This window comes from Micromonospora sp. KLBMP9576 (assembly GCF_050941805.1).
In the GTDB taxonomy this organism is placed as follows: Bacteria; Actinomycetota; Actinomycetes; order Mycobacteriales; family Micromonosporaceae; genus Micromonospora.
Window position 1 is genome coordinate 4,094,546 of the sequence record NZ_CP194567.1, and the last position, 23,709, is coordinate 4,118,254.

General features: G+C 69.5%; 21 protein-coding genes and 2 pseudogenes. 11 read left to right on the forward strand and 12 right to left on the reverse strand.

What is annotated here, in order from left to right; translation table 11 throughout:
• Positions 1-350: 350 nt before the first annotated feature.
• The 10 genes and pseudogenes from ACQ452_RS17875 to ACQ452_RS17920 all read right to left on the reverse strand — a co-directional run bounded on the left by ACQ452_RS17875 (position 351) and on the right by ACQ452_RS17920 (position 11,087).
• Entirely contained in the window at positions 351-1,073 is a 723-nt protein-coding gene (locus ACQ452_RS17875) for a recombinase family protein (RefSeq protein WP_433394197.1), read from the reverse strand.
• Between the two features lie 25 nt (positions 1,074-1,098).
• Positions 1,099-1,539, reverse strand: a pseudogene (locus tag ACQ452_RS17880) (recombinase family protein); the annotation flags it as partial.
• 114 nt (positions 1,540-1,653) lie between these two features.
• A complete protein-coding gene (locus ACQ452_RS17885) occupies positions 1,654-1,911 on the reverse strand; it encodes a DUF5372 family protein (RefSeq protein ID WP_433386060.1) in 258 nt (85 codons plus the stop codon).
• Positions 1,911-2,408 (reverse strand): hemerythrin domain-containing protein, encoded by a 498-nt coding sequence (locus ACQ452_RS17890; protein WP_433386063.1) that lies wholly within the window; start codon positions 2,406-2,408, stop codon positions 1,911-1,913. The genes ACQ452_RS17885 and ACQ452_RS17890 overlap by 1 nt, the downstream gene beginning before the upstream one ends.
• 7 nt (positions 2,409-2,415) lie before the next feature.
• On the reverse strand, positions 2,416-3,624 hold the full coding sequence (locus ACQ452_RS17895) for an MFS transporter (RefSeq protein ID WP_433386066.1): 1,209 nt from the start codon (positions 3,622-3,624) through the stop codon (positions 2,416-2,418).
• 388 nt (positions 3,625-4,012) lie between these two features.
• The gene (locus tag ACQ452_RS17900; protein ID WP_433386069.1) at positions 4,013-4,333 is read right to left on the reverse strand and encodes a carboxymuconolactone decarboxylase family protein; all 321 of its coding nucleotides are present in this window, start codon (positions 4,331-4,333) and stop codon (positions 4,013-4,015) included.
• Between the two features lie 73 nt (positions 4,334-4,406).
• Entirely contained in the window at positions 4,407-5,156 is a 750-nt protein-coding gene (gene narI, locus ACQ452_RS17905; RefSeq protein ID WP_433386072.1) for a respiratory nitrate reductase subunit gamma, read from the reverse strand.
• Positions 5,153-5,830 (reverse strand): nitrate reductase molybdenum cofactor assembly chaperone, encoded by a 678-nt coding sequence (gene narJ, locus ACQ452_RS17910; protein ID WP_433386075.1) that lies wholly within the window; start codon positions 5,828-5,830, stop codon positions 5,153-5,155. The genes narI and narJ overlap by 4 nt, the downstream gene beginning before the upstream one ends.
• Positions 5,827-7,413: a nitrate reductase subunit beta gene (gene narH / locus ACQ452_RS17915; protein WP_433386078.1), complete on the reverse strand. Its 1,587-nt coding sequence runs from the start codon at positions 7,411-7,413 to the stop codon at positions 5,827-5,829. Before narH ends, narJ begins: the two co-directional genes overlap by 4 nt.
• Positions 7,413-11,087, reverse strand: a complete 3,675-nt coding sequence (locus ACQ452_RS17920; RefSeq protein ID WP_433386081.1) for a nitrate reductase subunit alpha — start codon at positions 11,085-11,087, stop codon at positions 7,413-7,415. Before ACQ452_RS17920 ends, narH begins: the two co-directional genes overlap by 1 nt.
• 344 nt (positions 11,088-11,431) lie before the next feature.
• On the opposite strand from ACQ452_RS17920, the gene ACQ452_RS17925 reads away from it, so the two are divergent.
• From ACQ452_RS17925 to ACQ452_RS17945, 5 genes are read left to right on the forward strand one after another with little or no spacing between them, the layout of a single operon-like run.
• The gene (locus ACQ452_RS17925; RefSeq protein ID WP_433386084.1) at positions 11,432-12,142 is read left to right on the forward strand and encodes a helix-turn-helix transcriptional regulator; all 711 of its coding nucleotides are present in this window, start codon (positions 11,432-11,434) and stop codon (positions 12,140-12,142) included.
• Complete coding sequence (locus ACQ452_RS17930; RefSeq protein WP_433386087.1) at positions 12,088-13,284, forward strand: hypothetical protein; 1,197 nt, start codon at positions 12,088-12,090, stop codon at positions 13,282-13,284. The genes ACQ452_RS17925 and ACQ452_RS17930 overlap by 55 nt, the downstream gene beginning before the upstream one ends.
• Complete coding sequence (locus ACQ452_RS17935) at positions 13,281-14,522, forward strand: hypothetical protein (protein ID WP_433386090.1); 1,242 nt, start codon at positions 13,281-13,283, stop codon at positions 14,520-14,522. Before ACQ452_RS17930 ends, ACQ452_RS17935 begins: the two co-directional genes overlap by 4 nt.
• The gene (locus ACQ452_RS17940) at positions 14,519-15,916 is read left to right on the forward strand and encodes a multicopper oxidase domain-containing protein (protein WP_433386093.1); all 1,398 of its coding nucleotides are present in this window, start codon (positions 14,519-14,521) and stop codon (positions 15,914-15,916) included. The genes ACQ452_RS17935 and ACQ452_RS17940 overlap by 4 nt, the downstream gene beginning before the upstream one ends.
• Before the next feature lie 8 nt (positions 15,917-15,924).
• Positions 15,925-16,689, forward strand: coding sequence for a YwiC-like family protein (locus ACQ452_RS17945; RefSeq protein ID WP_433386096.1), 765 nt, complete (start codon positions 15,925-15,927; stop codon positions 16,687-16,689).
• A gap of 108 nt (positions 16,690-16,797) precedes the next feature.
• Here the strand turns inward: ACQ452_RS17945 and ACQ452_RS17950 are convergent.
• Both ACQ452_RS17950 and ACQ452_RS17955 read right to left on the reverse strand, forming a co-directional pair.
• Positions 16,798-17,241: pseudogene (locus tag ACQ452_RS17950) on the reverse strand (HAD domain-containing protein); the annotation flags it as partial.
• A 384-nt stretch (positions 17,242-17,625) separates the two neighbouring features.
• On the reverse strand, positions 17,626-18,120 hold the full coding sequence (locus ACQ452_RS17955) for a GyrI-like domain-containing protein (RefSeq protein WP_433386099.1): 495 nt from the start codon (positions 18,118-18,120) through the stop codon (positions 17,626-17,628).
• A 152-nt stretch (positions 18,121-18,272) separates the two neighbouring features.
• Here ACQ452_RS17955 and ACQ452_RS17960 point away from each other — a divergent pair, with 152 nt between their 5' ends.
• The 6 genes from ACQ452_RS17960 to ACQ452_RS17985 all read left to right on the forward strand — a co-directional run bounded on the left by ACQ452_RS17960 (position 18,273) and on the right by ACQ452_RS17985 (position 23,688).
• Positions 18,273-19,106: a phytanoyl-CoA dioxygenase family protein gene (locus tag ACQ452_RS17960; RefSeq protein WP_433386103.1), complete on the forward strand. Its 834-nt coding sequence runs from the start codon at positions 18,273-18,275 to the stop codon at positions 19,104-19,106.
• A 97-nt stretch (positions 19,107-19,203) separates the two neighbouring features.
• Positions 19,204-20,034, forward strand: a complete 831-nt coding sequence (locus ACQ452_RS17965; protein ID WP_433386106.1) for a TrmH family RNA methyltransferase — start codon at positions 19,204-19,206, stop codon at positions 20,032-20,034.
• Between the two features lie 157 nt (positions 20,035-20,191).
• On the forward strand, positions 20,192-20,638 hold the full coding sequence (locus ACQ452_RS17970; protein ID WP_433386108.1) for a VC0807 family protein: 447 nt from the start codon (positions 20,192-20,194) through the stop codon (positions 20,636-20,638).
• A gap of 35 nt (positions 20,639-20,673) precedes the next feature.
• Entirely contained in the window at positions 20,674-20,841 is a 168-nt protein-coding gene (locus ACQ452_RS17975) for a hypothetical protein (RefSeq protein WP_433386110.1), read from the forward strand.
• Positions 20,842-21,251: 410 nt separating this feature from the next.
• The gene (locus tag ACQ452_RS17980; protein WP_433394198.1) at positions 21,252-23,261 is read left to right on the forward strand and encodes a hypothetical protein; all 2,010 of its coding nucleotides are present in this window, start codon (positions 21,252-21,254) and stop codon (positions 23,259-23,261) included.
• 31 nt (positions 23,262-23,292) lie between these two features.
• The gene (locus ACQ452_RS17985) at positions 23,293-23,688 is read left to right on the forward strand and encodes a hypothetical protein (protein WP_433386112.1); all 396 of its coding nucleotides are present in this window, start codon (positions 23,293-23,295) and stop codon (positions 23,686-23,688) included.
• Positions 23,689-23,709: the final 21 nt, after the last annotated feature.

Below are 23,709 nucleotides of genomic sequence, written 5' to 3' on the forward strand. Positions count from 1 at the left end.
CAGGGTGACGTCGGCGATCAGGCTGCGCAGCAGCCGTTTGCGGTCGCGCGGGCTGGTGGTCTCGGCGTGCCACAGCCGTGGCAGGTCCTGGGCGAGGGCCTGCAACGAGGTGGTGGCAGGCAAGGCCGGTTTGGCGGCCTGCGCGGTGGCCAGCGCGGCCTGCGCCTCGGTCAGCGCGGCGAGTCTGGTCTCCCACCGCGACTCCAAAGTCCTTGCCACCAAACGGTTTTCCGGCTCCACATTGCTGAAAGCCCGCTCGGCGCGGTCGGCCTCGTAGCGGGCCCGTTGCACCGCCAGTTCGGCGGCGCGGTGGCTGCGGGTGTGCCGCTCGGCGACCTCCTCGGCCGCGGTCACCGCCACCCCGATCTGCTCGGGGGTGATCGTGTCCAGGAACAACGCCGCGACCGCGTCGTCCACCGCCGTCGCGGAGAAGTTGCGGCACTGCGGCGTACGGGCGGAGTCCTTGACCTGACAGCTGTAGGTAACCTTCGGTCGTAGCGGGTGCCGACCCGGCCCCCGCACACGCCGCAGAAGATGATGCCCTGGCACAACGCGGTGCCTTCGCGCACAGGCCGGGCGTTCTTCTGGGTGTTGTTGGCGGACAGTTTCGCCTCGACGGCCAGGTAGTCGGCCCAGGTCAGGTAGCCCTCGTGGTGGTCTTCGATCACCACCGTCCACTCCTCGCGGGCGCGTTTGCGGCGTGCGGAGCGGACGCTGCCGTCGGGCTGCACCCGGCGCACCTCGCGGGTCTTGCCGAACGTGTACGCGCCGGCATAGGTGGGATTCTTCAACGCCTGCAGCACCCGGGCATGGGTCAGCTTGCCCCACTTGAGCTGCCCCGCCCAGGCGCCGCCCCACGCCCGCTGCGGGAACAGCCGGCCGGTCTCGGCGAACGCGCGGACTACCCCCCAACGCCGACCCGGTGCGCTCGAACTCGGCGAACAGGTCGGTGACCGCCCGTTGGACCTGCTCGTCGGGGTCCTTGACCACCGTGTGGTCGTAGTCGTAGACGAACCCGACCGGCAGCGGATGCCGCAGCTCACCGCGCTGCGCCGCCGCCAGCTTCGCCCCATGCAACCGCCCCAACAGGAAATCGAGTTCGATTTCCGACATTTGCCCCTTGAGGCCGAGCACGATGCGGTCGTTGACGTTGGCCAGGTCGTACACGCCGTCGGTGTCGATCAGCAGCGTGTCGGTCAACCGGGCCAGCTCCATCAGCCGGGTCAGGTCGGCGTTCGAGCGGCCGAAGCGGGAGACCTCCAGGCCGAACACCGCGCCGACCTCGCCCATGCACATCCGGGCCACGATCTGCCGGTAGCCGTCGCGTTCGGCGCCGAACCGGCCGGACACGCCCAGGTCGGCGTCGATGACGACGATCTGCTCGGCCAGCCAGCCGAACTCGGCGGCGGTGCCGACCAGGCCGTACTGGCGTTGGGTCGACTCGGTGTTGAACCGCACCTGCGCCACCGTCGACTGCCGCACATACACGATCGCCAGCCTCGACAGATGCGAGCTGCTGACCTTCGCCGTCGGGTTCACCGCCGGCCTGCCCGCTGCCGCGCAGCAACGACTCGGCCATGTTCGCCACCGCCATCACCGCCTGGCGACGATCCCAACCCGACATCTGCTCCCGTTCCCCGACGGTCACCCCTGTCATCCGCGGTGTCGGCCACCTCTACCGGGCGGTGTCCCGCTGGGTTCGATCGCATCGACCAGCGATCGCGCCGCCGTCAAGCCGTCCACCGCGAGGCGATCGGTCGAGGCAGGCACGCCGCGGTCGGTCCACTCCTGAGACGTGACCCGTCGCCTCCCCTCGACCTCGCACACGAAGAACAGCCCAGTGCGCTTGCGCTGCGAAAACAGCACGGTCAAGCGCTGACCTTTCAATGGATGGAAAGGGTGAGTGATCATCAATGAGTCCGAAGAGTACCTTGACTGACGAGCCGTATAGGGCACGGGTTCCGACCCTGGCCCGGACCTCGTCGAGCGTGTCCCAGTCGGTGCCGCTGAGGCTGGCCAGCGCGGCCGGGAACACCCCGTCCTGCTCTTTGAGGATGTGCTCGCGGAGCAGGTCGAGCGTCTCGATGAGCTGTCCCGGCCACGCCGGGTCGGTCGGCGTCCCGGCGGCAGCGGTGCCGAGCACCGCCTCGATTGCGGCGGTGCTCGGCTTCCAGTGCGGCCACCTGGTCGGGGAACTCGTCGGTCAGCAGGGGAAAGAGGCCGTGTTTCTCGACTTCGGTGTGCGGAGCCAGCACGGCGGCGATACCGCGGGCGAGGGCGGCCATCCGGTCGGTGTCGTCCGCCGCGTAGGCGGACCGTACCTCGCCGATCATGTTGACGACCAGGTCGTGTTCACGGGTCAGTTCGTTGATCGCGGTGACGGCCTGGCAGCCGCAGTATTCGCACATGGTCGGCTCAGGCGGCGGCGGGCTCGCGGCCGCCGACCGAGAACACGCTCAGGGCCAGCGCGGCGAGGGCTACCACGGCGAGCAGGACGAGACCGACCGCGTACGAGTTGTAGCTGCCGTAGATGCTGCCCATGACCAGCGGGGGGACGAAGCCACCCAGTCCGCCGGCCGCGCCGACCACGCCGGTGACCGAGCCGACCTGGTTCGCCGGGGCCCGTTGGGCGACCAGGGCGAAGGTTGCGCCGCTGCCGGTGCCGAGCGCGGCCGCCATGCCCAGGAAAGCAATGGTGCCGAGTGGTGCGAGGCCCGGCGTGAAGGCTTGGACGAGGGCGCCGACCACGACGACACCGAGCGTGGCGGCGAGCACGCGGGTGGGGGCGAAGCGGTCGGACAGCCAGCCACCGATCGGGCGCATCAGCACGGCGAGCAGAACGAAGCCGGCCATCCGGTTGGCGGCGTCCGCCTGGGTCAGTGCGTACGCGTTCTTCAGATACGTGGGCAGGTACACCGAGAAGGCGACGTAGCCGCCGAACGCGACCGCATACAGGGCTGCGGCCTGCCAGGTGATGCGCAGCTTCAGGGTGACGGCCAGGCGGGCGGTCAGGGGGGTGGACGGCACGACGCGGTCGGGTGCGTCGCGCAGCACCAGCCAGGCGACGACTGCGTAGACGGCCAGCACGGCGGCGGTGATCAGGAACGGGGTCTGCATGCTGTGCGCGTTGACCAGCTTCACCGTGGTCAGAGCGCTGATCGCGGTGCCGCCCATGCCCATGCCGAAGACGCCCACGGCGAGACCGCGGCGCGCAGGCGGGAACCAGGCGTTGACGAACGGCACGCCGACTGCGAACGCGGTGCCGCCGATGCCCAGGAAGAAGCCGCCGACCAGGATCGCTGCGAGCGAGTCGTGGCCGAGCAGCCCCAGGTAGAGCACCGGGATGATGGTGGAGAGCGACACCAGGGGAAACATGACCCGGCCGCCGAACCGGTCGGTCAGTGCGCCGATCGGGATGCGTCCGAGCGAGCCGACCACGACGGGCACGGCCACCAGCAGGGACTGCTGGAACGAACTCAGGTGCAGGGTGGTGGTGAACGTGGTCGCGAGTGGGCTGAGTAGCGCCCACGCCCAGAAGTTGACGGCGAATCCGATCGTCGCCAGGGCCAGCATCACACCGGCGGTGCTGCCGCGCCTGGTGCCCTGCACGGGTGTGGTGGTCATGTCGTCTCCACAGTTCGATGATCTGCGCCGGCGGGTCATCAACGGACGCTAGATACCAGAATGCGGTAGTGAAACGGCAGCCAGTAGGGACCTTCGGCCCGACTGGACGGGACCTCGTCCGGGACTGTCCCGTCGCTGGTCAGGCCGGGGAGAGAAGAACGACCGGGGAGTCCGATCCGGGCGGCGATCGGCGCAGAATCCCGTGCCGGGTGGCTGAAACCACGAAGGTCGTCAGGTTGAGGGCGGAGACGATCCCGTCGAAGCCGTCGGGGATACCGCGGCGGCCAGGCCGGCGCGGCGGGCGGCCATGTCACGCGGCCGCTGGACGTGCCACTGGAGTGGCCGGGGTCTCAGTGACCTTACGGAGCTATGGGTTGTCCGGGCGCTGTCATGCGGCCTCGGCGACTTCCTCGATCCAGCGCAGAGCGGCGATGGCGGTGGGGAATCCACAGGTGGTGATGGCGGCCAGGGCGACCGCGCGGATTTCGTCGAGGGTGGCGTCATGCTGCAACGCCTTGCGGACGTTGGAGCGGACCGCGCCCTCGGCCTCGGCGCCGACGGCCATCGCGAGTTTGATCAACCGGTCGGTCTTGTCGTCGAACGGGTTGCTCTCCCGGATCGTGCGGGCCAGGTTGCCCTGGGCGTCGGCCACGTCCGGGAACCGGTCGAGGAACTGCTGGTAGATGCCGGGCAGGTAGCCGTTGTCCATGTCGCCTCCGGTGTGATCAACCCCTACACACTAGTCGGCGGTGCCGGTCGCTGCGCCCGGATGGAACCGTTCGCTACCGTCTGGACGACGAGGATGCCGGCGGCCGGTCGGCGTCGCGGACCACGGCCGGCGCGGGCTGCGGTGCCGGCGTGGGGTTGCGGCGGGCGCGGTAGACGACGTAGGGCCGCCAGAGGTACGCCAACGGCGCGGACCAGACGTGCACCAGCCTGGTGAACGGCCACAGGGCGAGGAAGAGGAAGCCGCCGATGGCGTGCAGCTGGTAGACCAGCGGGGCGGAGGTCATCAGCTCGGTGCGGGGCTGGAACCAGAAGACGCCGCGGAACCAGACGGCGATGGTTTCGCGGTAGTCGTATCCGCCGCCGAGCAGGTTGCTTACCGTGGCCGTCATGCCGAGCACCACCATGGCGGTCAGGCAGGCGTACAGGACCTTGTCCATGGTCGTGGTGACGCGTCGGATGCGGCCGTTGACGAGGCGGCGGGCGATCAGCAACGCAAGGCCAGCGACCAGCATGACACCGGTGACCGTACCGCCGGTGACCGCGACCAGGTGGTAGACGTGTTCGGACACACCGAGCCACCCGGTGAACGACGCGGGGATGAGCAGGCCCATGACGTGGCCGCCGATGACGCCGAGCGCGCCGAGGTGGAACAGCGGCGAGCCGAGGCGCAGCAACCGGTTCTCCAGCAGTTGGCTGGTGTGGGTGGTCCAGCCGAACTGGTCGTGCCGCCAGCGCCAGACGTGCCCGACGACGAACACGGCGAGGCACGCGTAGGGCAGTGCGACCCAGAGCAGGGTTTTCATCGGGAGGCCTCCGCGGCGGAACAGGCGGGGTACGGGGCGAGGTGGGTGTCGTGCAGGTCGGGCCCTGCGCCGATGCTGTCCAGGCCGACGGTCTCCACCGGCGGCCCGTCGAAGGCCAGGGCGGTGATGGCGGCCCGGTCGTCGTCGGTGAGTTCGGGCAGCGACGAGCAGACGGCGTCGAGCAGCAACCGGTAGGGCGTGCCCGATTCGGTCAGGGCCGCGCGGAGCAGTTCGAGACCCTGACGGTGTTGGCGCAACGGCGCTTCTCCGGCGCCCGGTCCGACCGTGGCGGCGAACTCGAGGACCACCGGCAGCAGGTCGGGCAGTTCGCCGTCAGTGAGCCGCAGCCCGTGTGCGCGGTAGCGCTGTTTGAGCACGAGCAGCGCCATCCCGCGCTTGCGGGTGTCGCCGTGCAGGTAGTAGGTGAGGTAGAGGCCGGAGCGGCGACGCAGGTCGAAGGTCTGCACGTACTCGCGCTGGGCTTCGATCGCTGTCCTGGCCAGCAGCCGGTCCAGAAACTCGGTGATCTGACCCCGCGCCGTCGGGTGTTCGATGCCGGCGGCGGCTGCGCGCAACTGCCCGCCCGCGTTCAGCAGCTCGCTGTCGGGGTAGGTGAGCAGCAGGGACGTCAACTGGAAGATCCGGGCCCGGTCGGCCGGCGTAGTGGTGGTCATGAGCGGCCGCGCAGCGGGTTGAGGGCCAGTCCTCGCCGGCCGTCGGTGCGGCGGAAGAGCCCGGTGCGTTCGCCCTCGGTCAGGTGGAAGTCGTCGGTCATGCCGGGTCCGCCTTCGGAGTCCAGGGCGCATCCGTCGTGCCCGGCGGCCTGTGCCTCCAGCGCGGCGGCGTCCTTGGCGTGTGCGGCCGGGATGACGTACCGCTCCTCGTACTTGGCGATCGCCAGCAGCCGGTACATGGCTTCGACCTGCTCGGCGGTCATGCCGAGGCTGTCCAGCAGGTCTTGGGCGACGGTGCCGTCGAGGGTGCGGGTCCGCATGTAGGAGCGCATGCCGGCGAGCTTCATCAGCACCCCGGCGACCGCGTCGGCGTCGCCCGCGGTGAACAATTCGGCCAGGTATTCGACCGGGATGCGCAGCTCACGGATGGTGTGGAAGACGTCGTCCGCGTCGGAGTCGTCACGTCCGGCCGCGCCGACCGCGTCCAGGACCGGTGACAGCGGCGGCACGTACCAGACCATGGGCAGCGTGCGGTATTCCGGGTGCAGCGGCAGCGCGATCCGGTACTCGGTGATCAGCTTGCGGATCGGGGAGAGTTTGGCCGCCTCGATCCACTCGTCCGGCAGGCCGGCGTCGCGGGCGGCCCGCTCGACAACCGGATCGTGCGGGTCGAGGAAGACAGCGCGCTGGGCGTCGAGCAGGTCGTGCTCGTCGGTGACCGAGGCGGCGGCAAGGACGGCGTCCTCGTCGTACAGGACGATGCCCAGGTAGCGCAGGCGACCGACGCAGGTCTCGGAGCAGATGGTCGGTTGGCCGGCCTCGATGCGCGGAAAGCAGAACGTGCATTTCTCGGCCTTGCCGGTGGCGTGGTTGACGTAGACCTTCTTGTAGGGGCAGGCCGACACGCACATCCGCCAGCCGCGGCACTTGTCCTGGTCGACCAGGACGATGCCGTCCTCCTCGCGCTTGTACATGGCCCCGGACGGGCAGGCCGACACGCAGGCGGGGTTGAGGCAGTGCTCGCAGATGCGCGGCAGGTGGAACATGAAGGTCTTCTCGAACTCGAACTTGACCTTCTCGGCGGCCGCGGCGGGCATCTTGCCCAGGTTCGGATCGCCGTCGGCGCGCTCGTGCGCTCCGCCCAGCGAGTCCTCCCAGTTGGCACCCCAGGTCACGGCCATCGGCTCACCGGTCAGCGCCGAGTAGGGCCGCTGGACCGGGGTGTCCTTCAGACCGCCCGGGGCGTTCACCAGGACGTCCTTGTCGAAGGTGGCCGGCTCGTAGTAGTCGTCGATGCTCGGCAGGTCCGGGTTGGCGAAGATCCGGCTGAGCCGCTTGATCCGGCCGCCGGAGCGCAACGTGAGCCGGCCTTTGGCGTCCAGGATCCAGCCGCCGTGCCAGCGGTCCTGGTCCTCGTAGTGTTTCGGGTAGCCGATGCCGGGTTTGGTCTCGACATTGTTGAACCAGACGTACTCGGTGCCTTCCCGGTTGGTCCAGGTCTGCTTGCACGTCACCGAGCAGGTGTGGCAACCGATGCACTTGTCGAGGTTCATGACCATGGCGACCTGCGCGCGGATCCGCATCAGTACTCCACTTCCTGCGTGCGACGACGGATCACGGTGATCTCGTCGCGCTGGCTGCCGATCGGGCCGTAGTAGTTGAAGGCGTACGTGAGCTGGGCGTGCCCACCGGCCAGATGGGTGGGCTTGATCAGTAGCCGGGTCATCGAGTTGTGGTAGCCGCCGCGCCGCTTGCTCCGCTCCGCCTTCGGCACGTTCACCGTGCGCTCGGGTGAGTGGTACTGGAAGACGGTGCCCTCGGGCATGCGGTGGCTGACCACGGCGCGGGCGACGACGACGCCGTTGCGGTTGTGCGCCTCGATCCAGTCGTTGTCGCGGACGCCGATCTTGGCGGCGTCCTGGACGCTAATCCAGATCACCGGTCCGCCCCGGGACAGTGCGAGCATCAGCTCGTTGTCGTGGTACATCGAGTGGATCGACCACTTCGCGTGCGGGGTCAGGAACCGTACCGTCACTCCCCCGTCGACCGCCTCTCCCGGCTTGCCGAAGTGTCGGGCCATGTTCAGCGGCGGCCGGAAGCCCGGCAGCTGCTCGCCCAACTCGGCCACCCAGTCGTGCTCGATGAAGAAGTGCTGCCGCCCGGTGATGGTGTGCCACGGCTTGAGCCGCTCCACGTTGATCGTGAACGGCGAGTAGCGGCGGCCGCCCTTCTCGGAGCCGGACCACTCCGGGCTGGTGAACACCGGCTGCGGCGCGTCCTGCGTCTGCGAGTACGTGATCCGGTCGTCCTCGTGACCGGCGATCAGGTCCGTGAACTGTTGCCCGGTTCGCTTCTCGAGGTCGGCGAAGCCTGCCGCGGCGACCCGCCCGTTGGTGGTGCCGGACAGCGCGAGGATCGCCTCGCACATCCGGTCGGCGGTCTCCAGCGATGGCCGGCCGTCGATGACACCGTTCTGGTGGCGCAGGTACTCGATCTCCGCGTTGACGTCGACGGTGATCGCCTTCGTCGTGGTGCCGATCTTGTCCAGCAGCGGGCCCACCGTGCGCATCTTCTTGCCGATGAGCGTGTAGTCCCGCTCGATCTCCACCAGCTTCGGCATGGTGCGACCCGGCACCGGCTCACACTCGCCGAACTTCCAGTCCCGTACCCGGCCGCTGGGCGTCGCCAGCTCGTCCGGGGTGTCGTGCTGCAGCGGTGCGGCCAGCACGTCGTGGCGGACACCGAGGTGGTCGGCGGCGAGCTCGCTGACCTTGTCGGCCAGTTCGAGAAACGTGTCGTAGTCGGTGTGCACGTCGCCGGGCGGCTCCACCGCCGGGCTGAAGGCGTGCACGAAGGGGTGCATGTCGGTGGTGGAGATGTCGTCCTTCTCGTACCAGGTCGCGGCCGGCAGAACCAGATCGGAGTGCAGGCCGGTGTTGGTCATCCGGAAGTCCAACGTGGTGAGCAGGTCGAGCTTGCCGATCGGCGCGTCGTCGCGCCAGGCCACGTCGCGCGGCCGGTGGTCCGGGTCGCACTCGTCGGCGGTGGCGGTGCCTTCGACGCCGAGCAGGTGGCGCATGAAGTACTCGTTGCCCTTGCCCGAGGAGCCGAGCAGGTTCGCCCGCCACAGGGTCAGGCAGCGCGGGAAGTTCGCCGGATCGTCCGGGTCCTCAGCGACCGGCTTGAGCGTCCCGTCCTTGAGTGAGGCCACGATGTGCTCGGCCACCGGGACGCCGGCCGCGGCAGCCTCGTCGGTCAGGTCCAGGGGGTTGCGATTGAAGAAGGGGTGCCCCGGGCTCCAGCCCATCCGCTGCGCGGCGGCGACCGTGTCGGCGAAGGCCATGCCGGCGAACCGGCCGGTGCCCAGCGGCGACGACAGTTCGTCGGCCGGGATCCGCTCGTAGCGCCACTGATCGGTGTGCAGGTACCAGAACGGGGTGCTCGCCTGATGCCGCATCGGCCGCTGCCAGTCGAACGCGAACGACATGTGCTGCTGACCGGTGAGCGGGCGGGCCTTCTCCTGTCCGACGTAGTGCGCCCAGCCGCCGCCGTTGACGCCCTGGCAGCCGGTCAGCGTGACCAGCGAGATGAACGCCCGGTAGGTCATGTCGGAGTGGAACCACTGGTTCGCGCCGGCACCCAGCACGATCATCGAGCGGCCCCGGCTACGTTCGGCGTTGCGGGCGAACTCCCGGCCGATGCGGGCTGCGAGGGTGGCCGGCACACCGGTGATGCGCTCCTGCCAGGCCGGGGTGTTCGGCGACTCGGCGTCGTCGTAGCCGGTCGGCCACTGGCCCGGCAGGTCCCCGCGGCGCACGCCGTACTGAGCCATCAGCAGGTCGAAAACGGTGGTGACAGCCTGACCGGCGATCCAGCGGATCGGCACGCCGCGGCGGATCGTGGTGCCACCCTCGGTCTCACCCACGTCGAAGCGGGCCAGGTCGATCTCGACAGTCTCCCCGGCGGTGTCGAGGCCGACCGCGGGGACGACGTCACCGAGGTCGAGGTTCCAGCTTCCGGGTTCGCCGTAGCGGAAACCCAGCGACCCGTTCGGCACCACCGGCTCGCCGGTCCGCTCGTCGATCAGGACCGTCTTGTGCTCGCCGTCGTTCTCGCCGAGGTCCGCGGCGGTGAGGAACCGGTCGGCCACCCATGCGTCGCCGGCGTTGCGCAACGTGACCAGGAACGGCAGGTCGGTGAACTTGCGGACGTACTCCGCGAAGTAGGGCACCTGCCGGTCGCGGAAGAACTCGGCCAGCACGACATGGCCCATCGCCATCGCCAACGCACCGTCGGTGCCCGGGTGCGGCGCCAGCCAGTCGTCGGCGAACTTGACGTTGTCGGCGTAGTCGGGGCTGACCGCGACGACCTTCGTGCCCTTGTAGCGGGCCTCCGCCAGGAAGTGCGCGTCCGGGGTGCGGGTCACCGGGATGTTCGAGCCCCACATCATCAGATAGGTGGCGTTCCACCAGTCGCCGGCCTCGGGCACGTCGGTCTGGTCGCCCCAGATCTGCGGGGACGCGATCGGCAGGTCGGCGTACCAGTCGTAGAAGCTCAGCAGAGTGCCGCCGAGCAGCGCGTGATAGCGGGTGCCGGCCGCGAACGAGGCCATCGACATCGCCGGGATCGGCGAGAACCCGACGACCCGGTCCGGGCCGTACGTCTTGGTGGTGTAGACGTGTGCGGCCGCCATCATCTCGATCGCCTCGTCCCAGCTCGCCCGCACGAAACCGCCGCGGCCACGCTGCGCCTTGTACGCCTGCGCCTTCAGCGGCGTCTCGACGATCTCGGCCCACGCGAGCACCGGGTCGTCCAGCCGCTGCCGCGCCTCCCGGAACATCTCAGCCAGCACACCGCGCACGTACGGGTGCCGCACCCGCGACGGCGAGTACTCGTACCAGGAGAAGGACGCACCACGCGGGCAGCCCCGCGGCTCGTAGTCCGGTGAGTCGGGACCGGTCGTCGGGTAGTCGGTCGCCTGGTGCTCCCAGGTGATCAGGCCGTCCTTGACGAACACGTTCCAGGAACAGGACCCGGTGCAGTTCACCCCGTGGGTCGAGCGGACCACCCGGTCGTAGCGCCACCGATCCCGGTAGAACGACTCCCAGCTGTTGCCGTCCACCTGGTGCAGGGTGCGGCCGTGGTCACCGACCGTCTCGCGGGTCAGGAAGCGGCGAGTCGCCAGGAGCGGCGCGGCGCCGGGAACCTGGTCCGTCGCGGGGGCCCCTGGGGCGTCGGGTGTGCGGTGTGCTGACACGGCGCTCTCCTGCGTCGCTCGGCGACGGCCGGCGAGCCATCGGTGCCAGGCGGTGGCTCGGCACTCCGCAAGATTGCCCCCGGCGTGCCTACCAAGTTCAGGTGCCGTGGTCCCCCACCACCGGGACCAAAGTCCCGAACCGGCTGAATCACCATCCCGCCGGCCGCCGGGTGCTGGACGCTGGTGCGGGACTTACGGCCCTGGGCTGCCGTCGCAGGCGGACCTGCCGGGCATCCGGGCCCTCCTGCAGCCGTTCCCCCACCACCTGCCCCGCGCAAGCCGGACTGTGACATGGAACCCTCCCAGGGGTTTTGACGCCGATTGGCGTTATAACGTCAACCACCATGGAAACACCGCGGACGGGCCCCAGCGGCGAGACGATCGACACGCCACGTCACCGGGCGCTGGGTTCGAGCAGCCGGGTGACGATCCTGCGGCTGGTGCGGGCGGCCGGGACCGGCGTCACGGCAGCCGAGGTCGCGGCCCGGACCGGGCAGCACCTGTCCACCACCCGCGCCCACCTGGACCGGCTCACCGCAGCCGCGCTCCTGGTGAAGGCACGGGCCAGCGGCGGGCAGCCCGGCCGGCCCGCGTGGCGGTACCGGGCAGCGGCGGCAGACCCGGCGCCGGCGCCGTACCGGGCTCTGGCTGCCGCATTGCTGCAACATCTGTCCGGCGGCGGTGGCGACGTCCGCGAAGCCGCGGCGCAGGTGGGCCAGGGATGGGGCCGGCATCTCGCGACGGCCGGTACCGATCGCGGCAACCCGGTCGATTCGGTGATCACCGTGCTGGACGGGCTCGGCTTCAGCCCTCGCCGCCAGCCGCCCGACACCACGGGCGCTGTGCAGGTGCACCTGCACACCTGTCCGTTCCTGGAACTCGTGGGCCAGAATCCTGACGCCATGTGCGGGCTCCATCTCGGCGTTGTGCGCGGAATCCTCGAGCGCGACGGCATATCGGATGACTCCGTGGTGCTGGAGCCCTTCGGAGCGCCGGCAGCGTGCGTCGTGCGCCTGCCGGCACCGGTACGCCCAGCGGCGCGAAGGCCGTCGTGAGCCGCTCGGCGGGGGTACCGGTCCGGTGGCGGGTGCCCGCCCTGGCCGCCGCAGCCCTCGCGCTGTTGGTTGGTCTATACACCGGCTTGCTGCTGCTGGGCGCCGCGGTGCCGGCGCCAGCAGGGGCGGTGGAGCAGGTGCACGGGCCGCTGATGGTGTTCGGCTTCGTCGGCACCCTGATCGCCCTGGAACGCGCCGTCGCGCTCGGTGCCCGTTGGGCGCTACTGGCCCCAGCGTGTTCCGGTGCCGGCGGACTGGTACTGGTGACGACCGGGGCAAACCTGGCCAGCATGACGCTGCTCATGGCGGCGTCGGTGGTGCTGCTCGGCATCTACCGGGCCTTGTGGCATCGCCAGCCCAGCATCGCGTTGCTCGCCCAGATCTGCGGTGCGTTCGGCTGGTACGCGGCGACGCTGCTGTGGCTCGCCGGGTATTCGGTCGCGGAGATCGTGCCGTGGATGGCGGCGTTCGTGGTGGCCACCATCGCCGGCGAACGCCTCGAACTCGCACACGTCGCGTTGCGCGACCGGCACGCCGAGCGGTGGTTCCTGGCCGCTCTGGCCGCCATTCTGGTGGGCGCCACCGCCACCACCCTGTGGCCCGCGATCGGGGCGCACCTGTTCGGCGCCGGACTGCTCGCGGTCACGGCCTGGCTGGCCGTTTTCGACGTCGCCCGGCACACCGTACGAGCGAAAGGCCTACCCCGCTACATCGCCGCAGGTCTGCTGGCCGGCTACGGATGGCTGGCGCTGGCCGGCCTGCTGTGGGCAGGCGCCGGTCCCACCATGGACGGTCCCCGCTATGACGCCACGCTGCACGCGGTCTTCCTCGGCTTCACCATGTCCATGATCTTCGTGCACGCCCCGGTGATCCTGCCCGCCGTTCTGCGCCGGCCACTGCCCTACCACCGGCTGATGTACGCCCCACTGGCCCTGCTGCACGCGTCGCTGCTGGTACGCATCGGCCTGGGCGACGCGGCTGGCCTGCGGCACGTATGGCGCTGGGCCGGCATCGGCAACGTCGTCGCGGTGCTCGCCTTCGCCGCGTGCGCTGTCACCGTGTCACGGTGGCAGCGGACCCTGACGGCAATGAGGCGGGCCGGCGGGCCGGGTCGACCGGCCGCCGTGGTGGCCGGGTCATGAAGGCCACCGTCGGCAGCGGCGTGCAGCCGTCCGACAGCGGTGCCCGGCGCACCGGTCGAGCCCGTTGGCACCGCCGCGCCGGCATGCTGCCGCTGGCATACCTGGCGGCGCTGGTCGCCGTCGCACTGGTCCACCCGTTCCTGCCGACCTGGCGGTGGTTGGCCATCCACCTGCTGCTGCTCGGCGCCGTCACCAACGCCATCGTCGTCTGGAGCGCCCATTTCACCGCCGCGGTGCTGCGCGCGCCGCCGCCGGTCGGCCGGCGCGGCGAGGCCCTCCGGCTCGGGCTGCTCAACGTGGGCGTCGTCGGTGTTCTCGCCGGCGGCACGACCGACCGGCCGTGGTTGGGCGTCGTCGGAGCCGGGCTGGTGTTCGCCGCGATCGCCGCACACCTGGCATGGCTGGCGGCCCGGCTGAGAGCGGCGCTACCGGCCCGGTTCACGATCACCGTGCACTATTACGTCGCCGCGGCGGTGGCGTTGTTGATCGGTGTCCCGGTCGGCGCCTGGATGCTCGTCGCCGACGACCACAGCCGGCCGCGGCTGCTGCTGTTCCACGCCCACGTCAACCTGCTCGGCTGGGTGACGCTGACCGTGCTCGGCACGCTGCTCACCCTGTGGCCCACGATCCTGCGCACCCGGATGGCCGACGGCGCCACCGCCGCCGCTCGCCGCGCGCTGCCGGTCGCGGTTGCTGGGCTCGCGGTGCTCGGCATCGCAGTGCTGGCCTGGTGGCCGCCGCTGGCCGCCGGCGGGCTGGCACTGGTCGCCGCCGCCGTCGTGCTCATCGTCCGCCCGGCCGTGCAGACCGCCCGCCGCAAGACACCGGCCTCGTTTCCCGGCTGGTCCATCGCCGCCGCCGGCGGCTGGCTGCTCATCGCCCTCGGCGTCGACGCATGGACGTTGCTGTCCACTCCCGGCGCGACCGCGGCGGCCGACCGCTTCAGCGTCGTGCTGGTCCCGCTGCTGGTCGGCTTCGTCGCGCAGACCCTGCTCGGGGCGATGGCGTACCTTCTGCCGATGGCCCTGGGCGGCGGCCCGGCCGTCGTGCGGGAACGCACCGAGCGACTGGACCGGCACTGGGCCCAAAGGGTGGCCATGGCCAACGCCGCGCTGGCCGTCTTCGTCCTACCCGCGCCGCCGTACGTGCGGATCACCGTCTCACTGCTGATCCTCGCCGCACTGGTGCAGTTCCTCATCCCCGCCGTCCGCATCCTGCTCGCTCGGAGACGACCGTGACATCACCACCCCTCCCGTCCCCGCCGACCACCGCCCCGGCCCGCCCGCTGGGCGGCATCGCGGCCGGCCTCGCGCTCGTCCTGGTCGCCGTGCTGCTCGGGGCGGCAGCCCAACGCATCACCACCTCCCAGCCCGCGATCGCCTCCGGGACGTCCGGCGTCGCATGGAACGGGCACACCACCACCGTGAAGGTCACCGCCGACGGCATGCGCTACCACCCGAGCAGCATCACCGTCCCCGTCGGCGACCGGCTGACCATCGAGCTGACCAACAAGGACCGGCGCCGCCACGACCTCGTGCTGGCCACCGGCCCGAAATCCCCCATCCTGGCGAGCGGCGAGACCGCCCGCCTGGACGTCGACGTCATCGACGGCACCGTCGAGGGCTGGTGCTCACTACCCGGCCACCGCCAGGCCGGCATGCGGCTGACCATCACCGTCACTGGCACCGCCGGGCAGGCGGCAGCCGCGGGTCAGGCCGGGGCCGCCGGTCACGATCACCCGGCCGCGCCGGTAACGACCGCCCCGACCATCGACGCGATGGCCACACCGGCGGCCGGCTTCGTCGCCCACGACGCGACCGCACCGGTACGGCCCACCGGCCGGCTGCACCGCCTCGACCTGCGGGTGCAGGAGGTACAGCGCGAAGTCGCCCCCGGCGTACGACAGAAGATGTGGACCTTCAACGGCACAACCCCCGGCCCGGTGCTGCGCGGGCGCGTCGGCGACACCTTCGAGATCACCCTCATCAACGACGGCAGCATCGATCACGGCGTCGACTTCCACGCCGGCGCACTCGCCCCCGACGAACCCATGCGACCGATCGACCCCGGACAACGGCTCACCTACAAATTCACTGCCGCCAAGGCCGGCATCTGGATGTACCACTGCTCGACCATGCCCATGCTGCACCACATCGGCAACGGCATGTACGGCGCCGTCATCATCGACCCACCCGACCTGCCCGCCGTGGACCGCGAATACGTCCTCGTCCAGTCCGAGCTGTATCTCGGCCCCGACGGCGAACCCGGCGACCTCGCCAAGATGCAGGCCGAAAGACCCGACGCCGTCGCGTTCAACGGCTATGTCGCCCAGTACGCCCACCGCCCGCTCACCGCCCGCCCCGGCCAGCGCGTGCGCATCTGGGTGCTCAATGCCGGCCCCAACCGCACCAGCGCGTTCCACATCGTCGGCGCCCACTTCGACACCCTCTACCGGGAAGGCCGATGGCACCTACGCCCCACCGATCCCGGGGCCGCGCAGGTGCTCGATCTCACGCCGGCAGCCGGCGGATTCGTCGAGACGGTCCTGCCCGCACCAGGCCACTACCCGTTCGTCAGCCACGTCATGGTCGACGCCGAACGCGGCGCCCGCGGCACCATCCAGGTCAGGTGAACCGCCGGATGAGAACCGAGAACATCACTGCCGACGCCCGCAGGCCGCCGACCCGCCGCAAGACGGTACGACAGTTCGTTCCACCGCAGCACGGCGCCTGGGCCATGCTCCTCGTCCCCTGGTCCGCGGCGGTCCTGGTCACGGGATTCCGCTGGACGCACCTGCCACTGCTCGGTGTTTGGATCGCCGGCTACCTGCTGTCCTACTACGTCTTGCAGGCCATCAAGACCCGTCGGCTGTCCCGCTTCAAGCCGCAACTGCTGCTGTACGGGCCGACCACCGCCGCACTTGGTCTGCTCGTCGTGGTCATCCGACCAGCACTCCTGGTCTACGCCCCCGCCTACGCGCTACTGCTGGCCCTCAACGTCCTCTACGCGCGGCGGCGCCAAGACCGTGCGTTGCTCAACGACCTGGCCTCCGTCGTCCAGAGCTGCCTCATGGTCTTCGTCGCGGCGACCATCGCCGGCGTCAGCGTCAGCCACGTCACGTCAGCGTTCACCGCTGTCCTGCTGTACTTCGCCGGAACGGTCCTCTACGTCAAGACCATGATCCGTGAGCGCGGAAAGGCCCCGTACCAGTGGGCATCGGTGATCTACCACGTCCTCGCGCTTGGTATCGCGGCCTTCCTCAGCATCCCGACCGGGGCCGTTTTTGTGCTCTTGCTGATTCGCTCGGCCCTGCTTCCCCGATACCGGATGGCACCGAAGCACGTCGGCATCATCGAGATTGTGGCTTCCATCCTGGTGCTCATCACCGCTGTGGGCGCCGAGTGACAGCCCGGCCCCGCTACACGCGGTCCATCGAGGGCACGACCCGCACCTCGTCTGCCGGACCTCCGACGAGTTGACCGAGCCGCCGTTGCCGATGGTCATAGAGCCATCCTTCATCAGCCATTCCGCGATGGCGCTGTAGTCCGCGTCGGTGAGGCCACGGCGTGGGTCGACACGATGCAGGAGCGCGGGCGAGGTGTAGTTGTCCGCCACCCATGTCCGGTCTGCGTCGGTGATCTCGTCGTCGACCCAGACGAACCGGCGCCCCGCGGCCCACTCGACGTGGTGGCGTGTCTTCCAGTGCAGCCGACCGTAGTCGTCGTCTTCGTCCGGCCAGTCGACGACGGGGAGCTGAGGCAGGCCGAGCCGTGGCGCGAGCACCTCGTTCGCGTCGGCCATCCAGGTCGTGGCCCAGACGAGGTCGCAAGACAACAGGGCCAGGCGGCGGCCGTGTGCGGGGCTGAGCCCGGCCAGCAGCGGGTTGGCTTCGTCGTCCAACTGCGCAGCGGCGCCGGCGAACGGCAGGATCGTTCCGTCCACGTCGAGAAACAGCAGCGGACGCGCACCGATCCCGTATCCGGCGAGGCGGCGTACGCCCGCCTCAACGAACTCATCCGGCCAGACCTGGTCCGCGGCCCAGTCCAGCCACTCGTGGGGTGGTTCGTCGGCTTGGAAGTAGGCGATCCTTGCGGCCTCGTCCATGGGACGGACTCCCACCAGTGCCGCCAGACCATCAGGTGCCACTCGCCGTAGCCCATGCGCCAGTCGATGCTGTACCTGAGTTGCCCCCGCTTCGATGGAGCGGTGGCTACCTGCTGTCGGCTGACGCAGGGGTGGCCGTAGGTGGCTCGGTCGGTGCCGTCTGGCGGCGGTGCCAGGCGGCCTCGTACTCGTTCGGGCTGAGGTCGCCCTGATGCTGTCTGGATGCTCGCCAGATCGTTACGCCGGTTCCACGGGCAGCCAGAGTTCACACGTCGCGGTGCTGAAGTCGGTCGTACGTTCAAGCGCCGCGACGATCTCCGGACCTGGCCGCAGACGCCACGGGTTGGACGGGAACCACGCGGCGGCGGCCGTGGCCCAGGCCTGCTGCAGGGTCTGCGGATGCGGACCCGTGGCCCGGATGACCACCCATCTGCCGGCCGGAACTTCGATGATGTCGAGGCCGGCGGGGACCGGCGTACCCGGGGACACGGCGACCCCGTGAAGGTAGGTCAGCTCGCTGCCCTCGGCGTAGTCGGGGTCAAGGTCGTCGCTGACCGCGAGCAGGCCGCTCGGCTCAGTGTTGCCGAGGGCCTTCAGGCGCAGGTGCTCCTCCGTCGGCAGTGCGGTGACGTGCCGCTGGATGTGCGGGTTGATGCCTTGATGGACCAGTCGGACGCGGGCCGCGTGCCCCACGAGCCGGAACTCGGGATGGTCGACGATGCGGTTGTCCACGTGTTCGCTCCCTTCGACGGTCAGACGGAGTGTCGAGATCATCAAGCCGCCGGCCGACCTCGACCCTGGTCGCAGCGCACCGGGCAGCACCCGACAGAAGCGGCGCGGAAAATGTCGGGTGATCGAGGCTGGCGCCGCCGCACGATGGAAGCATGGATGACACGACCCTGGTATCCCGCTTTCTTCGCGACGGCTTCGTGAAGCTGGAGGGCGCCGTCGCGCCGCGCGTGGCAGCCGACTGCGCGCGGCTGCTGTGGCGGGAGACGGGCTGCGACCCGGACGATCCGGCGACGTGGACGCAGCCCGTGCACTGGGTGCCCGGCATGGCGCAGGGGCCGTTCGCCGCCGCTCCCAACTCCCCGTTCCTCCATCACGCGTACGACCTGCTCGTCGGTGCGGGCCGCTGGGAGCCGCGCTACTCGCTGGGCACGTTCCCGCTGCGCTTCCCGCACGAAGAGGAGCCGGACGACGCGGGCTGGCACATCGAGGGCAGCTACCTGCCGGAGGGCGAGAGCTGGTATTTCACCAATCTGCGCTCCCGGGGCCGGGCACTGCTGATGCTGTTCCTGTTCAGTGAGGTCGGCGAGAAGGACGCCCCGACCCGCATCCGGGTCGGCTCACACCTCGACGTGCCGAAGGTGCTGGAGAAGTACGGGGAGGAGGGAGCGAGCGGGCTGGCCCTTGCGCCCGACCTGGTGGCGGCGTCCGAGCACCGGCCGCTCGCCCTCGCCACCGGATCTCCGGGCGACGTCTTCCTGTGCCACCCATTCCTGGTGCACGCGGCGCAACCGCACCACGGAACGCGGCCACGCTTCATGGCCCAACCGCCGCTGATGCCAGCCGCGCCGTACGAACTGGAGCGGGCCGACGGCGCATACTCACCCGTAGAGATCGCGATCCGTCAGGGTCTCGGACCGCACGCCCCCGGTCCGGGCGGAGACGGCACCGACCGCGGCACCGGGATGACAAGCCACGTCGGTTCCTGAGCGCCTGGCCGAAGGCCCTGGCGGAAACCTCGGGAGCCGGCGGCTGGTGAAGTGTGGCAGGCAGGGCATGGGCGGGCTACGTACGACGGAGGCGGGGTTGGCAGTGGTTCTGCGAGTGAGTGGCCGCAATGCGCGGTTCCAGCAGTGGAAAGCTCTCCTCGACAATCGGACCAAGCGGCAGCGACGCGGTGAGTTCCTGGTGCAGGGCGTGCGCCCGATCACCATGGCCGTCGAACACGGCTGGCAGATCCGGGAGCTGCTCTACGACACGAGCGCTCAGCTGTCCGGCTGGGCACGCGAGGCCCTGGGCACAGTCCGGGCCGAGAAGTTCGCCGTCTCGCCTGAGCTGATGCACGAACTGGGGGGTAAGGCAGACACGGTTCCGGAGCTGCTGGCCGTGGTCGCGCTGCCGGAGGACGACCTGCGCCGTATCCCGGTCGGTCCGACCATGCTCACCGTCGTGTTCGATCGGCCCACCAGCCCCGGCAACATCGGGACCCTCGTTCGGTCGGCGGACGCCTTCGGCGCCGGCGGCGTCATCGTCACCGGCCACGCCGCCGACGTGTACGACCCGAAGGCGGTCCGGGCGAGCACCGGCTCGCTGTTCGCCTTGCCCGTGGTCCGGGTGCCCTCCCACCAGGCCGTTCTATCCTGGGTCGCCGACGTCCGCGCCGACGGCATCGGCATCGGCATCATGGGGACAGACGAGCGCGGCATCCTGGACGCCGCCGAGTACGACTTCACACAACCCACCCTGACGTTGATCGGCAACGAGACCACCGGCCTCAGCTCCGGGTGGCGCGAGGCATGCGACCAACTCGTGCGGATCCCCATGTCCGGGTCCGCCAGCTCCCTGAACGCGGCGACCGCCGCGACTGTCGTGCTGTACGAATCGGCACGCCAGCGGGCCGCCGCGGCCCGGCGGTAGCGCACTGATCGCAGGCGGCTATCCATCACCGTCGCGATACCTGCCCCTCGGTGCCCGTCTGCGGACGGGCACCGAGGGCGCGCTGCGGTCGCAGGCGCCTCCTGCGGTCGAGCCGCCGGCCCGGCCGACGCATTCACGCCGCGAAATGATCCTGGGTGTGGTCACCGGCTTCGTCCTGCCGGTCGGCCTCTATTACCTGCTCCGTGCCGTCGGCGTCGACCCGGTGATTGCCCTGCTCGTCGGCGGCGCGCCGGCCCTGGTCAAGACCCTCTGGACGGTGATCCGGCAGCGCAGGATCGACAAGATCTCGCTGTTCACGCTCAGCCTGCTGGTGGCCGGCGCGCTGGCGTCGCTCATCACCGGCAGCCCGCGGTGGCTGCTCGCCAAGGGCGGCGTCTACACCGGCATCATCGGCCTCTGGCTGCTCTGGTCGCTACGCGGCCGCACGATCGCCCTGGAGGGCATCCTGACCTTCCAGACGAGCGACGCGGCGATCGCCGCCTGGGAGCGCAATTGGCGTGAGGTACCCGAGGTCAGGCACGTGATGCGTGCGACGACGGTCATCTGGGTGCAGGATTTGTCCTCGAAGCGGTTATTCAAGTGATTTTCGCGTACACCCTGCCGGTAGATGTGGTCCCGATGGTGACCACCATCCAGTTCTTTGTGCTCATCGGGCTGATGCTGTGGCTGGCGCCGTTCTACGGCAACACATACATGGCCCGCCACGGCATGGCGATCGCCACCGACGGCATCACCGCGGTCCGGGCGGGTGCGGCCTCGTCCTCAACCCCGGCCAACGCCGGCTGACTCCTCCCTGGCGCGTCTTCCGGCAGCCGGCCCGAGGGGTATCGCCCTCCGCCCGGTGTTCACCGGGAACGCCGCGCAGATCGGCCACCTCGTCTGACGGCGTGAAGCGGCCGAGGTGTAGGTAGGGAACTCTCCACGCGCACACTCGCGCTGGACGAACCCATGTCGCGAAGGGCCGCAGCGGCAGCAAGCGTGATCGCAGTGCGTGAGTCGAGATGTATTCAACGGCGGCACCGGCCAAACTGGCGGAAACTGCTGACCGCCGACCCGGCGCCCCACCGCCGTACGCGCTCCGGTCGACTGGCCGCCGGCCCACCGGCGCCCGTCCGTGACCGTGCGGACACCCGGAAATGCGTTTCTCCGATTGCAGGCACTTCGTAGGATCTCCGGTGATCAAGGAGGATGACGCAGTGGGCGGTTTCCAGCAGTTCGTGACGGATGTGACTATACGTCTGTCCGCGATGTCAAAGGGCGAGCTGTACGTCGTCGGCGACGGTCTCGACCGGGACTCACTCTGGCTCACCTTTCTCGATTCCTTTCCGGCCGGCACCAATCCGCGGTTTCGTGAGCGATCCGAGTACGACTGCTCGACCTGCCGCGGTTTCATCAAGCACTTCGGCAACGTCGTCGAGATCCACGACGGGCGGGTCCGTACCGTCTGGTCCGGGGTGTCGGCATCCGACCCGGTCTTCTCCGTCGTCGCCGCCGCTCTGGACGAGTTCGTTCTTTCGTTGCCGTTGTCCACCGTCTTCCGGTCCAGTCAGGCGCAGTACGGGACGGAGACCACCCGAACACTGCGCGACGACCAGGTCGAGGTGTGGCACCACCTGCACGGCCGGGTGGAGAAGCGGCATCACATCGAGGACGTTGGCGCGGCACAGGGCAACTTCGACGCCGCGGTGCAGGTCTTCCAGCGTGGCCTGGCCGAGCTGGCCCGGCACGCTCTGGACACCGTCGTCGACCTCGTCGACGACAACGCCCTCTACCGTGGCGCGGAGCATCGCCGGGCGGTGACCGAGTTCCGCTCGCTGCAGAACCGGTGGACCCAGGCGACCGACCGACGTGCCTTCGTCTTCGCCAACGCCATGAACCCGGCGGCCCGGTTCCGCAACACCGTGATCGGCACCCTCGTCCAGGATCTCTCCGCGGGCATCGACCTGGAGCAGGCGGTCCGGTCGTTCGAGGCGAAGGTGGCGCCGCAGAATTACCAGCGCCCCACAGCGTTGATCACCCCGGGCATGGTCAAGGCCGCCATGAGGACCATTGCCGAGCTGGGTATCGAGGAGTCGTTGCAGCGACGGTTCGCCAGGCTGTCCGACGTGTCGGTCACCAATGTGCTGTGGGTCGACAACGACACCCAGGCACGGATGAAGGACGGCATCGAAGGGCTGCTCATGCAGGCGGCCACCACCCGGTCGTCAGGTGCACTCCTTCGCGACGCCAAGGCGGAGGAGATTCCCGTGGTCTCCTTCATGAAGGACATCCTGCCCGGCGCCGCCACCATCGACCTGTGGGTCGCCAACACCTACGAGCCGCACTTCGTCAGCCTCACCACCGGCCGGTGCCCGGCTGCTCCGCGGTTGTTCAAGTGGGACAACGATTTCGGCTGGTCGTACGGCGGCAACGTCACCGACTCGATCAGGGAGAAGGTCAAGCGGGCCGGCGGCAACGTCACCGGCAAGCTGCGGGTGAGCCTGTCCTGGTTCAACCACGACGACCTGGACCTGCACGTGTACGAACCCAACGGTGACCACATCTGGTACCAGGAGAAGCGCAACAAGCTGGACGTCGACATGAACGCCGGCGGGACGCTCTCCCGTGAGCCGGTGGAGAACGTCACCTGGACCGACCGTGTCCCCGACGGTGAGTACCGGATCGAGGTGAACCAGTACCGAAAGCGGGACAGCACCCAGGTCGGCTTCGTGATAGAGACCGAGAGCAACGGGAAGATCGAGCATTACAGCCACGAGCGCGCGGTCGGCCACAAGGAGACCGTCGAGGTGGGCCGGATGACGGTTGCCGGCGGGGTGATCACCGCTTTCCGGCCGGGTAAGGACGTGCAGCCGGGCAGTGCGGGCAAGGAATTGTGGGGCATCACCACCGAACAGTTCGTACCGGTGTCCACCATCATGTACTCGCCGAACTACTTCGACGACAACGAGGTCGGCAACCGGCACTACTTCTTCATCCTGAAGGGGTGCGTGAACGACCAGCCGACGCGGGGGATCTACAACGAGTTCCTCCGCAGCGACCTGCAACCGCACCGCAAGGTGTTCGAGGTTCTCGGCGACCGCACCAAGTGCGAGCCGTCTCCGGATCAGCTTTCCGGCGTCGGCTTCAGCTCCACGGTCCGCAGCTCAGTGGTCGCCAAGGTGACCACGACCGGCGGCCGGCGCCGCCTCATCAGCATCCAGTTCTGATTCCCTACCCAGATATTCCAGAGAGGCTACCGTGACCATTTTCGAAAAGGCCACACGGGAGAAGTTCCGCTATCCGTCGGCCAAGGGACTGCTGACCACCGAACAGCTGTGGGAGCTTCCGCTCACCGCCAGGTCCGGCTTCAGCCTCGATGATGTGGCCAAGGCGGTCAACGCCGAGCTCAAGGCCGTCGACACCGAGTCGTTCGTGGCCACCGAGGCCAATCCGGCCAAGGCAACCTTGGAGGCCAAGCTGGAGGTCGTCAAGCACCTCATCGCCGTCCGCCTCACGGAGGACCAGGCGGCGAAGGCGGCGGCGGCCAAGAAGCTGGAGAAGGAGAAGCTGCTGGCGGCCCTGGCCCGCAAGCAGGACGCGGTCCTGGAAAACCTGACCGAGGCGGACCTACTGGCCCGAATCAACAACCTGTAGCCCGCCGACCCTCCTCGTTCA